Annotated in this window: 20 protein-coding genes; 15 read left to right on the top strand and 5 right to left on the bottom strand. The window is 65.4% G+C overall.

Going from position 1 to position 11,418, the window contains the following annotated elements:
- Positions 1–190 precede the first annotated feature (190 nt).
- Positions 191–1,138: a DNA-3-methyladenine glycosylase family protein gene (locus ACFWY9_RS29785; RefSeq protein WP_378330514.1), complete on the bottom strand. Its 948-nt coding sequence runs from the start codon at positions 1,136–1,138 to the stop codon at positions 191–193.
- 85 nt (positions 1,139–1,223) lie between these two features.
- Between ACFWY9_RS29785 and ACFWY9_RS29780 the strand changes: the two genes are divergently transcribed.
- Both ACFWY9_RS29780 and ACFWY9_RS29775 read left to right on the top strand, forming a co-directional pair.
- Positions 1,224–2,201 (top strand): helix-turn-helix transcriptional regulator, encoded by a 978-nt coding sequence (locus tag ACFWY9_RS29780; RefSeq protein ID WP_378340437.1) that lies wholly within the window; start codon positions 1,224–1,226, stop codon positions 2,199–2,201.
- A 101-nt stretch (positions 2,202–2,302) separates the two neighbouring features.
- A complete protein-coding gene (locus ACFWY9_RS29775; RefSeq protein ID WP_378330512.1) occupies positions 2,303–3,292 on the top strand; it encodes a hypothetical protein in 990 nt (329 codons plus the stop codon).
- Between the two features lie 102 nt (positions 3,293–3,394).
- Here the strand turns inward: ACFWY9_RS29775 and ACFWY9_RS29770 are convergent, their stop codons facing one another.
- The 4 genes from ACFWY9_RS29770 to ACFWY9_RS29755 all read right to left on the bottom strand — a co-directional run bounded on the left by ACFWY9_RS29770 (position 3,395) and on the right by ACFWY9_RS29755 (position 6,262).
- Complete coding sequence (locus ACFWY9_RS29770; RefSeq protein WP_378340436.1) at positions 3,395–3,613, bottom strand: hypothetical protein; 219 nt, start codon at positions 3,611–3,613, stop codon at positions 3,395–3,397.
- 13 nt (positions 3,614–3,626) lie between these two features.
- The gene (locus ACFWY9_RS29765; protein ID WP_378340435.1) at positions 3,627–3,977 is read right to left on the bottom strand and encodes a hypothetical protein; all 351 of its coding nucleotides are present in this window, start codon (positions 3,975–3,977) and stop codon (positions 3,627–3,629) included.
- Positions 3,978–4,994: 1,017 nt separating this feature from the next.
- Positions 4,995–5,441, bottom strand: a complete 447-nt coding sequence (locus ACFWY9_RS29760) for an HIT family protein (protein WP_378340446.1) — start codon at positions 5,439–5,441, stop codon at positions 4,995–4,997.
- A 53-nt stretch (positions 5,442–5,494) separates the two neighbouring features.
- Positions 5,495–6,262: a GntR family transcriptional regulator gene (locus tag ACFWY9_RS29755; protein WP_378340434.1), complete on the bottom strand. Its 768-nt coding sequence runs from the start codon at positions 6,260–6,262 to the stop codon at positions 5,495–5,497.
- Between the two features lie 202 nt (positions 6,263–6,464).
- On the opposite strand from ACFWY9_RS29755, the gene ACFWY9_RS29750 reads away from it, so the two are divergent.
- The 13 genes from ACFWY9_RS29750 to ACFWY9_RS29690 form a co-directional block, all read left to right on the top strand.
- Positions 6,465–6,848 carry a hypothetical protein gene (locus ACFWY9_RS29750; RefSeq protein WP_378340433.1) on the top strand — a complete coding sequence of 128 codons (384 nt, stop codon included), beginning with the start codon at positions 6,465–6,467 and terminating at the stop codon, positions 6,846–6,848.
- A 309-nt stretch (positions 6,849–7,157) separates the two neighbouring features.
- Complete coding sequence (locus ACFWY9_RS29745; RefSeq protein ID WP_378340432.1) at positions 7,158–7,811, top strand: hypothetical protein; 654 nt, start codon at positions 7,158–7,160, stop codon at positions 7,809–7,811.
- A gap of 97 nt (positions 7,812–7,908) precedes the next feature.
- Complete coding sequence (locus ACFWY9_RS29740; protein WP_378340431.1) at positions 7,909–8,085, top strand: hypothetical protein; 177 nt, start codon at positions 7,909–7,911, stop codon at positions 8,083–8,085.
- A gap of 104 nt (positions 8,086–8,189) precedes the next feature.
- Positions 8,190–8,321, top strand: coding sequence for a hypothetical protein (locus ACFWY9_RS29735; RefSeq protein WP_378340430.1), 132 nt, complete (start codon positions 8,190–8,192; stop codon positions 8,319–8,321).
- On the top strand, positions 8,318–8,482 hold the full coding sequence (locus tag ACFWY9_RS29730) for a hypothetical protein (protein ID WP_378340429.1): 165 nt from the start codon (positions 8,318–8,320) through the stop codon (positions 8,480–8,482). The genes ACFWY9_RS29735 and ACFWY9_RS29730 overlap by 4 nt, the downstream gene beginning before the upstream one ends.
- A gap of 6 nt (positions 8,483–8,488) precedes the next feature.
- On the top strand, positions 8,489–8,656 hold the full coding sequence (locus ACFWY9_RS29725; RefSeq protein WP_378340428.1) for a hypothetical protein: 168 nt from the start codon (positions 8,489–8,491) through the stop codon (positions 8,654–8,656).
- Positions 8,657–8,661: 5 nt separating this feature from the next.
- Positions 8,662–8,835: a hypothetical protein gene (locus ACFWY9_RS29720; RefSeq protein WP_378340427.1), complete on the top strand. Its 174-nt coding sequence runs from the start codon at positions 8,662–8,664 to the stop codon at positions 8,833–8,835.
- Position 8,836: 1 nt separating this feature from the next.
- The gene (locus tag ACFWY9_RS29715; protein WP_378340426.1) at positions 8,837–9,100 is read left to right on the top strand and encodes a hypothetical protein; all 264 of its coding nucleotides are present in this window, start codon (positions 8,837–8,839) and stop codon (positions 9,098–9,100) included.
- Position 9,101: 1 nt separating this feature from the next.
- Entirely contained in the window at positions 9,102–9,284 is a 183-nt protein-coding gene (locus ACFWY9_RS29710) for a hypothetical protein (protein WP_378340425.1), read from the top strand.
- Positions 9,285–9,384: 100 nt separating this feature from the next.
- Complete coding sequence (locus ACFWY9_RS29705; protein WP_378340424.1) at positions 9,385–10,773, top strand: FtsK/SpoIIIE domain-containing protein; 1,389 nt, start codon at positions 9,385–9,387, stop codon at positions 10,771–10,773.
- Positions 10,773–10,994: a hypothetical protein gene (locus tag ACFWY9_RS29700; RefSeq protein WP_378340423.1), complete on the top strand. Its 222-nt coding sequence runs from the start codon at positions 10,773–10,775 to the stop codon at positions 10,992–10,994. The genes ACFWY9_RS29705 and ACFWY9_RS29700 overlap by 1 nt, the downstream gene beginning before the upstream one ends.
- Positions 10,995–11,015: 21 nt before the next feature.
- Complete coding sequence (locus tag ACFWY9_RS29695; RefSeq protein ID WP_378340422.1) at positions 11,016–11,240, top strand: hypothetical protein; 225 nt, start codon at positions 11,016–11,018, stop codon at positions 11,238–11,240.
- Positions 11,237–11,418: hypothetical protein (locus tag ACFWY9_RS29690; protein WP_378340421.1), on the top strand; the 182-nt coding region annotated here is incomplete at its 3' end. The genes ACFWY9_RS29695 and ACFWY9_RS29690, both read left to right, overlap by 4 nt.

Genomic DNA, 11,418 nt, shown 5'->3' with positions numbered 1-11,418 from the left:
CCCCCCCCCCCCCACACCCCCCCCCACACCCCCCCGCGCACCCACAGACCTCGGCGGCGTCGGCGCCCCGCGCCCCCAGTCATAACGCCACGACGGGCCCGGCATCCGGCCGCTCATCGAAGAGTTCATTCCGTCAATGGTCGAGCGTGCTCACCCGTCGCGTCCATCTCGTCACGATGACAGGAAAAGGTCATCGTCCGGTGCCGCACGCGACCGGACCCAGTGCTTCGTCGCGCAGGGCGCCGAGGCCGGTGTGCAGATAGTAGGCCCAGTAGCCGAGATTGTCGCCGTACCGGCCGCGCAGGCGCTGGTTGTCGTATCCGGGGCCGTAGATCCTGGCCGTGGCGTCGGCGAAGTTCGGCATTTCCAGCGGTACGAAATCCATGCGGCCCAGCCCGCGCAGGAGAATCGCGGCGGCTGAGAACTCGCCGACTCCTTTGATACCGCGAAGGGCCTTGGTCGCCTGGGTGTAGGAGGCGGTGCGGAGGTATTCCTCGCCGATGTCCAGCAACCCCTCGACAAGGCTGGTGAGGTATTCGGCCTTGCGCGCGTTCTTGACGATCGCCAGCCAGTCGTCGACCTCGAGCTGCCGCAGATCCGTGAGCTCGGGGAAGGCCTGGAACTGCAGCCCGTCGTAGCGGATCGTGCGGCCGAACCGCTCGGTGATCCGGCGTTTGAGCGCGGTGGAGACGTTCTTCGGCGTGCGCTGGGAAAGCACCGCCCAGACACCGATTTCCGCCACGGTCAGGAACCGGACCTGGTGCAGCCCCCAGAGCGCCTTGACCAAGCGCGCGTAGCCGGGGTGATCGCCCGCCGCCTGGGCGTAGAACTCGGTGAGGTCGTCGGACAGGCTCAGGTAGCCGTCGATCTTGAAGAGCACCTCGTCCCGAAGATCCGCCGAAATCGGCCGGTCCGAGTGCAATGCGTATTCGACGCCGCCGTCGGCGGGGCTGACCTTGAACACGACGGCCTGGCCGCCGAGGGCGATCGCCTTGGTCAGCGTGTCCTCGGTCATGATCTGGTCGCCCCTGCAGGCGCCGAAGCCCTGGAGAAACCGGATCGAGGTGCGCAGATCGAACGGCTGGGCCGCCGGCAGGAAGCCGGAGACGCTGGTCGGGGTGGTCAGGCTGGTGGTCATGGCGTTCTCCCTCGTCGTCGCTGCGACCGACGGTAGAACCCATGTAGGTCAGATCATGACCCACAACGGTGGGATACTCGAAGTCATGACGGACACGCCCGCCCGGTTGCTGGCCCTGCTTTCGCTGCTGCAGACCCCGCGAGAATGGCCGGGCAGCGAGCTGGCCCAACGGCTCGGGGTCAGCGCTCGCACCATCCGCCGCGACATCGACCGGCTGCGTGAGCTGGGCTACCCGGTCGAGGCGTCGATGGGCGCGATCGGCGGGTACCGCTTGGTCGCCGGCCACGCGATGCCCCCGTTGCTGCTGGACGACGAGGAGGCGGTGGCCATCGCGGTCGGCCTGCGCACGGCGGCCGGGCACGCGGTGGAAGGCATCGGGGAATCCTCGGTTCGCGCGCTGGCGAAGCTGCTGCAGGTGCTGCCCTCACGGCTGCGGCACCGGGTCGACGCACTGAACACGGCCACCGAGCCCCTGCTGCCGGGGGACGGCCCGCAGGTCGACCCGGAGGACCTGGCGCTGATAGCGGTCGCGGTGGCCCAGCACGAGCGGCTGCGCTTCCACTACCAGGCGGCGGACGGGAGCGAGACGCGGCGGCTGGTGGAGCCGCACCGGCTCGTGTCGACGAAACGCCGGTGGTATCTGGTGGCCTGGGACAACGAGCGCTCGGACTGGCGGATCTTCCGGGCGGACCGGATGCGGGAGCCGTTCCTCACCGGCGTCCGGACCACGCCTCGGGAACTGCCGGCCAAGGACGCCGCCGCCTACGTCTCGAGCAAGCTGTTCGAGCGGTCGCCCACCTACCGCGCGGTGGTGACCTTGCGCGCCCCGATCGAGGAGGTACGCCGGCGCATGGGCGGGGTGCGGGCGGATCTGGAACCGATCGACGAGCACAGCTGCCGGCTGCGGACGAGGGCGGACTCGCTGGAATGGATCGCGTTCCGCATGGCCTTGCTGGGCTGCGACTTCGAGGTTCAGGAGCCGCCGGAGCTGGCGGAGTACCTGCGGGAGATGGGAGAGCGGGTGATCCGGGCGGCGGAGTACAACTTCAGTCGTAGGGACTGAGGCTTTGCACCCAACTTCGCCGCTCGCACCTGGGCCGCGCGCCTCTCGGTGTCCTACCGTCGATCGCGGAACACGGTGGTGGCCAGCGAAGGGACCGGGCGATGCAGTCGGCGCACGCGATCGACGAGGAAACTCTGAACCTGTACCGGCTGACGCTGCGCTACGAGACGCTGGACACCGAACTCGTGGCGCGCGAGGCCGATATGTCGCCCGAACACGCTGCCGCCGCGCTGTCCCGGCTGGAAGCCGCGCGTCTGGTCCGTCCTGCCGACACCGACGGCCGTTTCCGTGCCACGTCACCGGAATGGGCAGAGGCGGAACTGCTGACCCCGGTGCTCTCCGAGCTGTACGCCAAGCAGCGCTTCATCGAGGAGACCCGAAAAACGTTGCAGGACTTGGGAAATGCTTACGAACAGGCACGTAACGCCGAGTCTTCGGGTGAGGATTTCACCTTCCTGGCTCCCGGTGAGCCGACGCGGATCGCGGTCTACCGGATGGCAGGCGAGTGCTCTTCGGAGTTCGCGACGACACATCTCAGCGGTACGGTCCTCGGTGACGTACTGCCTGGTGAAATGGACATGCTGCGGCGTGGCATCGGGGTACGGGTGATCGTCCAGCACAGTGTGCTGTCCAAACTGGCGTTCCGGTCGTACGCGGACAAGGTGACGAAGGCCGGGGCAGAGGTGCGTTCCCTGCCACAGCTGTGGTTCCGTCTGGCCATGTTCGACCGCCGGGCGGTGCTGGCGTCGATCTGCCCCGGCGACGAGCCCGCGGCGGGCGCGGTACTGGTTCGCAACCCGATGGTCGTCGCTCGCGTGCACGAGATGTTCGAACATCAGTGGGAAACGGCGACGTCCGAGGTGGCCGGTGCCGACGGCCGTGGCGAGGTCGCGTCCTCCGAACTCCGCACGGCGATCGGCGAGATGCTCGCCAGCGGCTGCACCGACGAGGTTTCGGCACGCCGGCTGGGCATGTCGGTACGTACCTACCGGCGGCATGTGGCCACCCTGATGAACGAACTGGGCGCCAGGACCCGGTTCCAGGCCGGGCTGCGAGCTCGGGAAGCGGGATTGCTCTTCACCGGCCGCTGACGTGGGCCGCCGGGCGCCACACCCCGGCAGCCCGCCGGATTCGCTTTCACCTGCTGGCCGGCTGTCTGGTCAGCGGGTTCACGAGCGGTTCCTCACGGCCGCTCATCGGCCTGCTCCGTTCGTCGTCCACACGCCGACGAACGCGATGAGCGCCGCGGGCAGCACCGTGACTGTCGCCACCGCGAGTACCGGTGTACGCCACCCGTCGAGAGCGAACCACCTGGCTGGCAGCTCGAGTACGAGGAACAGCGGCGCCGTGGCGAGCAGAACCACCCGCGCGCGGCGAACCGTCAGGCGCCGTGTCGGCGCGCGGCGGCTCACCGGTGGTCCTCGATCAGCTGGCCCTCGGCGTCGATCGGGTCGCCGTCGGCCACGGCGGACCCACCCACGCCATCGCCGGCGTGGTACCGGGGATCGTGAACGCCGGCGAGCACCAGCACTCGGGCGAGCGGACGTGGAAGCGGCGGTCGAGGGTGTGTGGCTCGGTGAGGATTGTGGTCGGCTGGATGAGTTCGATGGCCACCATCGCCGTTATTGCTTTGTTGCGATCGAGGGTGCGATCGGGCAACCACGAGACCTGCCAGTACTCCGCCGCACCGGGGCGGATGGCGATGTGCCGGGCGCGGTGGCGGGTGCCGGTGATCACGCGATCGCCGACGGTGATCACTGTGGACAGTGCGGTCATCGCGCACCGCCAAGTGTGCGGCGGCGCGAAAATCGCCCGTTTATCGCCCATCCGGCCTGCGGCGGGGATCGCCTGCCTGGTCAGGGAAAGCCCTGACCAGGCACGGTGTGCCCTCGGCAGGACTCGAACCTGCGACCTAGAGATTAGAACTCGATCTTGTTTGCGGTTACTCGTCGATGGCTGGTGTGGGTCGTTACCTGCGCGATTCGCGTTAGCAACTGGTCATCGGTGAGTCATGTTCGCGGTTCTTGATCATTGATTGATGAGGGTAATGTGTGGTGTTGATCTTGTGACTGTTGCTGATCATTGCGGCTCGTCGTCGTTGCGTGCGCTCGTGTAACAGAATCCATGCGCAAGCCGACTCTTTTTCTATGTTTAATGTCTCGTTATGGCTGTTTTTTGGTGGACTTGCGGTGGCCTTTCTTGGAGTCTTGCTTGATTGGGAAGAAATAATGATCTTCGGTATTTGTGTATCTGGTGCCGGAGTGGTCCTTTTCATCGTGGCTGCAAACATCACCCGGGAAGGGGACTCTAGAGGGGTGATGTCCTCTGCTTACTCACAAGTGGGTGGCCTCTCCGCCATCTCGTCGACCTGGCAACGCCCGATCGCGCCGCGTCAAGGGGCACCTTCGAGCTTGCCCGGCGCTTGCTTGCTGACTGCCCCTTGACGCGGCGTGATAGCCCGACGGGAGGTCGACGAGATGGCGGCAGGCCACACACGGACGCAACGGGCGCGCCTCCCCTCCATCTCGGAGACCTGCCCGTCCGGCGAGGACATCCTCTTTACTGCGGCGTCGGCGGTGCTGCCCGGCCTCCGAACCGCCGCGCGGGACCGGCGCCAGCCGCACGCCCGCGCCTGGCGGTTCGGGTTGATGAGGGCCGGATCAGCGGCGCCGTCGGCGCCGCCTTGAACAAGAAAAGAAACTCTGAACACAGAGGTTCTGTGCTGGTGCTGGGCAGTCTGTCCGAAGAGGATCGATCCGGTGCGGGAAGGATCTGTGACGGTAACCGAAGTGTCTAACGTGTTGCTTGGTCAACTTCCGGATGCCAGTTCATTAGGCTACGTAGCGCTTCGGCGTCTGACTGGAGCTGATCGTCTGGGACGAGCGGCTCTGAGCCGTCTACTGGGAGGAGTGGAAACGGTCGCCCTGGGGTGGGGTCTTTTAGGTATCTGGGGACTAAGTGTGTATGCAGATGGGGGAGGCTATTACCAAGCGTCTCGTAGTTCAGCTTGAGAGGGCGATAGTGTTGAATCAGCGCGCGAGAGACAGTCAGAACATCTAGCCAGTACTCCGCTGCCTCTTCATCTGTTAGCTCCGTAGGTTCTGCGACATGCCGTCCGCGCCAGATTACAAGCGTGTAGCCTTGTTGAATATTTGCGCGCTGCAATACTGCATCTGTGTTCTTGGTCGCCCTAACTCGGATACCGTACTTATCGTCATCCGGGCGGCCAGATTCGCACATCTCGCACCCTATTCCGGCAATGAGATCTTCCCAGTTCTCGGGCCATTGCAGGCTCACGTCTTGATATCTCCTTCGCTCCACTCGTAGATGAATTCGTGTCGGTCTCCCGCGTAGAGGTCCTCTGCGACTTGAAGTGTCCGTCCCTCGTTGTCGTAGTCAACATCCCACATTTGCACAATTGGAGTGCCTGAGCTTAGGTGAAGTAGTTCGGCTTCTTCCGCTGTTGGCATTCGAACGCGAAAGACTTCTACTCCCCGCGAGAAGCGGTGTCCAAGTGCTTCAATTAGTTCGTCGGGCCCCTCTGGTAATGGTTCTGGGGACTCAAGCCGAGTGTTAGCGGCCAGCCAGAGTGGGTAGTAGCTAGTTGAGATTACCGCAGGATTTCCGTTGAGTAATTGGAGTCTCTTTCTAATGACAACTTCTTCATCGGTGGTTGCTTGGAGCCATTCGGCAGCATCCGGCGGAACTTGGGCGCGGCCAATCAGCAGCATCTGCCGCGAGGGCACCTGTCCTTGTTCGATCGCCTCTGTGTCGAAAATCGGCTTACCGGACGACCTGTGCTCGGCATGACGTCGGGCGGCAGACACGCGGCGAAGCGGGGGGCGACTGCGGACGAAGGTTCCCCGCCCGAATTCGGTTGTGACAAGCCCCTCTGCACGGAGCAATGCGATGGCTTTGCTGGCTGTGCTCTTCGAGGTTCCATATCGCTCAATAAGCTCACGCTCGGACGGCATCAGTGCGCCCGGCGCGAGCTTCCCGGTCCTGATCAAGTCCCCAAGGTCGGCTGCGATCTGACGACTCAGTGGCACACGTTCCGGCATCGGCTACCCACCTTTCATCCTGCAAGGGTACGCCCCCCTAGTGAGATCTCCCCAGGGTGGGACGGCCGTGTCGCGACGGACGCGGATGACTCGCAACGAACACCCTTGACAAGCCTCCCTAGGGAGGTGCATAGTGGGTCTACAACCTCCCCAGGGTGGTCACCCTAGGGAGGATGCTTGGACTCACTGGCAGGAGGCAGTCATGGACAACATCCCCTTCATCAGCAGTGGCTACAAGTTCATGGTCACCGAGGCGCCGACCGTGAAGATGAAGGAGAACAAGGACGGGGAGCTGGAGCCTGTGCTTGACAAGAAGACGAAGGAGCCGCAGTACATCGTGATGCTGTTCGCGAAGCCGCGTCCGGTGCCGGGGGAGCGGCAGGGGAAGGGCGAGGAGATCAAGGTCAACCTGCCGACCGATCCGGGCGACGAGTTCGAGGAGGGCACGTATGTGGAGCTGGTCAGCCCGGTGCTGAACACGTACGAGATGCGGAACGCGGAGGGGCGGATCACGGGGTCGGGCCTGTGGTTCAAGGCGGAGGGACTCAAGCCTGCCGGATCGGGCGCGGCCCGCGACGCTGCCTAGTCCGGCCTCATGACCGGTGGGTGACCGGTCCGCGCGGCTAACCCTCCCCGGCCGTGGCGGGAACAAGCACCCTGGAGCGCTGCCCTGTAGGCAGGCTGCCCGTTTTCGAGTCGGGCCAGCGCGCTTTCTGGTCTTTGAGAATTACAGAGTGGGCCGATCTATGCCTAAAACCGCGCCGTTTTTCTGAGAACCGCGCCGTTTTGTGGTGGCGCGCCTTGGTTCCCGGGGTCATTTTCCCGGGGGTCTTGGGGTTTTACCAGGATTCGGAGCTTTGACACTTAAGTGTCAAAAGTGGGAGGCGGATAGTCCATGGTGGACACAACGGAGTGTGTGACGGCTCGGCTGGTGTCGGCGTTCGCCGCGACGTGGTCCGCGATCCGTCGCCGTCACCCGGATGTGCCGGACGTGGTGGTGACGATTGGGTCGGGCACCCTCGGAGTGAAGCAGGGCCGCAAGGTCCTTGGGCACTTCGCGGCGGGACGCTGGCACGTCGGGGATACGGACAAGGTGCCGGAACTGTTCATCTCCGGCGAGGGCCTGCAACGGTCCCCGGAAGAGGTTCTCGGAACTCTGTTGCACGAGGCCGCGCACGGGGTGGCGCACACCCGGGAGATCAAGGACACGTCGCGGCAGGGCCGGTATCACAACAAGCGTTTCAAGGCTCTCGGCGAGGAACTGGGCCTGATCCTGGAAGAGGACCCGGCGATCGGGTGGTCGGTGACGTGCGTCCCGACGAAAACGTCCAATGTGTACCGCGCTGAGGTGGGCCGGATCAAAGAGGCATTGGTCGCGTACCGGCACGCGGAAGTGGTGCTGCCGGGGAAGCCGCGTAGCAGCAACCTCGCGGTGGCGACGTGCGGGTGTGACCGGAAGATCCGCGTCGCGAAAAGCACGCTGATCGAGGCGCCGATCCTGTGTGGACGATGCGGGATCGAGTTCGCCGCTGAAGACGAGGACGAGTGAACGGTTCGAGTGAAGGGAGTAGGAGCATGGTGGGCACTTTCGCGGGTCGGGGCGGGTTGTCGTCCTACGACCCTTACGGGCCGAAGCGGGGCGCGTGATGGCCGACGACAACGTGGTGCACCGCACCGCAGACCACAGTTTCTGGAACGGATGGATCACGGCACTGTGCGGTGCCGAGGCGGAGTACGGCGAGTACACAACGGACACGTTCTCGTTGCTGCTGGGGCCGCCGTGCCAGCCGTGTGAACGGATCTACGAGTCGGGGGACCACTGAAGCCGACCATGTCTGCGCCGCGAAGTTCTTCGTGGTCCATGGAATCGCGACGTGCGAAGTGTGCACGAGGCAATGGTATTACCCGTGATGGGAGGAAAAGAACGATGATCGCGAACATTCTGCCGTACGTGTTCTGGCTGACGCTGGTGAGCTGCCTGATCGTGGCGTCCCCGGTGCTCGGCGGGCTCGCGCTGGTCGGCGGGCTGGCTGTAGCGCTGAAGGTGGGGCGACGGTGAGCCGCCCGGTCCGCATCGGCGTGGTGATCCGCCGCCTGGCCGCCCGGCTGGAACGGGAACGCCGCGAAGCCCTCGCCGAACCGACCGAGGATCTCGGCTGGCAGGCCGGTTTCTGCGAGGGCCTGAAGCACGCGCAGTGCGTGATCCGGAACGGAGACTGACCAGCGATGCCGGAAATTCTCGACATCATCACGGCCGCGACGGCGGCGTATCACAGGTTCGAGGCAGCCCACCCGGACAGCGACATCCGGATGGCTGTGCGCAACGCGGTCAAGTTCCTGGCCGCCGACTTGAAGACGGCCGCCGAACTGACGGCCACCACACGAAAAGGATGAACCCCATGCAGGAGATCACGAAGCTGATCGAGGACGTCAACGCCTCGTACCAACGTATCCGCGTGAGCGACCTTCCCGAGGACGCGAAGCTTCAGGCGGGACGCTGGGTGCGCAACCTGGTCGGCGAGTTGTACGGGCTGGCCTGGTCGCTGAACAACTGCCCGGAGAGGTGGTCCTGACATGCAGATCGGAGTCCTGAACCGGCGGGCACAGGAACGCTACGCGACGTTCACGGCCGCGCTGGACATGATCGGCGAGATCCTCGGCGAGGTGGACAAGCTGATCGCGACAGTCGACGACAAGGCATCCGCCGACTCCTGGACCACAGCCACGCAGGATGAGCTGAAGGCATTACGGACGCGCGCGTTCGAGGAACTGGACCACCTGCGCACGCTCGGCAAGAAGCACGAGGCCGAGCTGATCTCACGAGAGTGGAGGTTCTGACATGGCACACCAGGTCGACCGCGTCACCGAGGATCTCAGCGCCGCGCTGTCTCAGCTCAAGGACGCCATGCGCGGAATGCCTTTGCACCAGCACGGATTCAAGAGCGCACACGACAAGGCCGCCCGTGCTATGGGCGTGCTCATCACCGAACTGCTCGACGCGCGCCCGACGATGACGTCCTAACCGGACTGTTTCTACGACGTTTCGCACGTGATCGGCCCCGCACCCTCCACCAGGGAACGCGGGGCCGTTCTCGTTGCACCACGCAAGGAGTTGATCCCGAATGAGGAAGAAGACCACCCCCGACCGCCCGAAGTCCGGCCGCCGTGTCGGCAAGGAATTCAAGGCCCTGGCCTGGACCGCCCGGCACCCGGGCTCCTTCCTCGCCCCTGGCACCCTGGCCGTTTCCGGGCTGGAGCTGGGATGGACCGCGACCGGCGGCATCGTCGGCGGCACCGCTGCCGGGCTGTGCGTCTGGTACCGGGCACACCCCAACACCTTCGACCACTACGCGGCACCCCGGATGCGAGCCTGGCGCCGCCGCTGGTCCGTCTACTTTGGACCCAAGTTCCACAAGGCGCTGCGAGCCTGCGACCTGTACGTCATCGACCGCAAGACCGGCGAGGAACGCTTCTCCCGGGTAGTCCGGGTCCGCTCCTACTCCCCATCGGTCGACACGGTGACACTGGCGCTGGCGGCGGGGCAGGGCAGGCGGGCGTTCGAGGACAAGCTCGAAACCCTGGCCGACACGCTGAAGGTGGAACGCATCGCCATGGAGCGCGTCAAGCCCGGCTACATCGCACTGATCATCGAACGTTCCGAGCCGTTCACCGAACCGATCCCGGCGCCGGACATGCCCGACGAGTCCGCCGCCGTCGACCCGGACGACATCTACATCGGCGAGACCGAGTACGGCACCGAGTGGCGGCAGGGCATCCGTGGGAAGCACATCTTTATCGCCGGGGCGACCGGTGCCGGAAAGAACTCCATCGTCATGGCGATCCTGCGGGGCCTGGCACCGTTGGTGCGGGATGGACTGGCGCGGCTGTGGATCTGCGACCCGAAGCAACTGGAGTTCGCCAAGCTCGAAGAGATCGCGCACGCCTACGGCGACACCGAGGAACGCTGCGCCGAGGTGATCGAAGCCTACGTGGAGGATCTGCGGGCTACTCAGCAGCGCTGCGCGGCGGCAGGGGTGCGGAAGCTGCCGCTGTCGCGGGAAAACCCGATGAACATCCTGGTCCTCGACGAGATCGGCGCCATCCTGGCCTATGGCGACGCCGTGATCGCGCGGACGGTGCGCAAGCACCTGGCGATCATCACCTCGCAGGGCAGGGTGACCGATCATTCCGCGCTCGCGCTGGTGCAGGAGCCCACCAAGGACACGGTGCCCGTGCGGGAGCTGTTCCCGGTCCGTATCTGCATGCGCGTCACCGCACAGGCGCATGTAGACATGGTGCTCGGGGAAGGTGCCCGGCTGCGCGGCGCGCTGGCCGACGAGATCCCGGACAGCCCGGACACGGCCGGTATCGGCTACGTGGTCCGCAAGCGCAGCCGCACCCCGCAACGGGTCCGCGCCGCCTACACCGACGATCACGACATCGACGCGATGGTCGCGTTCATCCACCGGGGTCCCGCCACCGACGGCCCCACACTAGCGGCGGTGGCCTGATGAGCCGCCGCGAGGACTACTACGACCGGCTGATGGCCGCACTGTCCACGGCGTACGAGGACGCGGCGGTGTGGGCCGACGCTGTCCGTGAAGAGGTAGAGCTGCGCGTCGGCTCGGTCGACTTCGACGTGGTGATCCGAGAGGACGAGTACGGAGCGGCGCTTGACGCGTCCGGGCTCATTCAAGACGCGCTGACCAAGGTGCGCCGTGTCGGCGCTTGAATCCAGAAAGGGCATAAAGCTATGTGGCGTCTCGGTTTCTACGTGTGGCGTATCGGGCTGTACGCGAAGTACGGCATCCCGGCCGCGCTCGTGCTGCTGGTGATCTACCTCGGTTACGGCGCTGGCACGCTGTTTTGGACCACGGCCGTGGTGTTCGGCTGCGTCGGCCTCGGCCTGGTCCTCGGGATCACTGAGTTCCGTAACCAGGAATTCGGCCGCGCCGAAGGACGGGGGCGCATCCGATGACTCGCCGCGCAGACCCCGCACAACTCGGCCTATTCGGCAACGTCCCCGCGGCGTCGCAGCCCGCCTCGGGACGGCAGTGCCCGCCCGCACGAGGACGCAAGAGCGCCAGTCGCGGCCCGGCGAATCCGCTGGTTGCCAAGGACGTGCTCGCGGAAGTCCAACAAGGACGGTTCGGGCT

It is taken from the genome of Amycolatopsis sp. NPDC059027 (assembly GCF_042739735.1).
In the GTDB taxonomy this organism is placed as follows: domain Bacteria; phylum Actinomycetota; class Actinomycetes; order Mycobacteriales; family Pseudonocardiaceae; genus Amycolatopsis.
Note: the sequence above shows the minus strand (reverse complement) of the source record. Positions and strands in the feature narration are given on the sequence as shown.

Bases quoted from the DNA above. Each gene is read 5' to 3' on its own strand.
- ACFWY9_RS29695 (WP_378340422.1), top strand. From the start codon at position 11,016: ATGTGGCGTCTCGGTTTCTACGTGTGGCGTATCGGGCTGTACGCGAAG.
- ACFWY9_RS29705 (WP_378340424.1), top strand. From the start codon at position 9,385: ATGAGGAAGAAGACCACCCCCGACCGCCCGAAGTCCGGCCGCCGTGTC.
- ACFWY9_RS29785 (WP_378330514.1), bottom strand. From the start codon at position 1,138: ATGACCACCAGCCTGACCACCCCGACCAGCGTCTCCGGCTTCCTGCCG.
- ACFWY9_RS29775 (WP_378330512.1), top strand. From the start codon at position 2,303: ATGCAGTCGGCGCACGCGATCGACGAGGAAACTCTGAACCTGTACCGG.
- ACFWY9_RS29750 (WP_378340433.1), top strand. From the start codon at position 6,465: ATGGACAACATCCCCTTCATCAGCAGTGGCTACAAGTTCATGGTCACC.
- ACFWY9_RS29725 (WP_378340428.1), top strand. From the start codon at position 8,489: ATGCCGGAAATTCTCGACATCATCACGGCCGCGACGGCGGCGTATCAC.
- ACFWY9_RS29720 (WP_378340427.1), top strand. From the start codon at position 8,662: ATGCAGGAGATCACGAAGCTGATCGAGGACGTCAACGCCTCGTACCAA.
- ACFWY9_RS29755 (WP_378340434.1), bottom strand. From the start codon at position 6,262: ATGCCGGAACGTGTGCCACTGAGTCGTCAGATCGCAGCCGACCTTGGG.
- ACFWY9_RS29735 (WP_378340430.1), top strand. From the start codon at position 8,190: ATGATCGCGAACATTCTGCCGTACGTGTTCTGGCTGACGCTGGTGAGC.
- ACFWY9_RS29715 (WP_378340426.1), top strand. From the start codon at position 8,837: ATGCAGATCGGAGTCCTGAACCGGCGGGCACAGGAACGCTACGCGACG.
- ACFWY9_RS29740 (WP_378340431.1), top strand. From the start codon at position 7,909: ATGGCCGACGACAACGTGGTGCACCGCACCGCAGACCACAGTTTCTGG.
- ACFWY9_RS29765 (WP_378340435.1), bottom strand. From the start codon at position 3,977: ATGACCGCACTGTCCACAGTGATCACCGTCGGCGATCGCGTGATCACC.
- ACFWY9_RS29760 (WP_378340446.1), bottom strand. From the start codon at position 5,441: ATGTGCGAATCTGGCCGCCCGGATGACGATAAGTACGGTATCCGAGTT.
- ACFWY9_RS29710 (WP_378340425.1), top strand. From the start codon at position 9,102: ATGGCACACCAGGTCGACCGCGTCACCGAGGATCTCAGCGCCGCGCTG.
- ACFWY9_RS29780 (WP_378340437.1), top strand. From the start codon at position 1,224: ATGACGGACACGCCCGCCCGGTTGCTGGCCCTGCTTTCGCTGCTGCAG.
- ACFWY9_RS29700 (WP_378340423.1), top strand. From the start codon at position 10,773: ATGAGCCGCCGCGAGGACTACTACGACCGGCTGATGGCCGCACTGTCC.
- ACFWY9_RS29745 (WP_378340432.1), top strand. From the start codon at position 7,158: ATGGTGGACACAACGGAGTGTGTGACGGCTCGGCTGGTGTCGGCGTTC.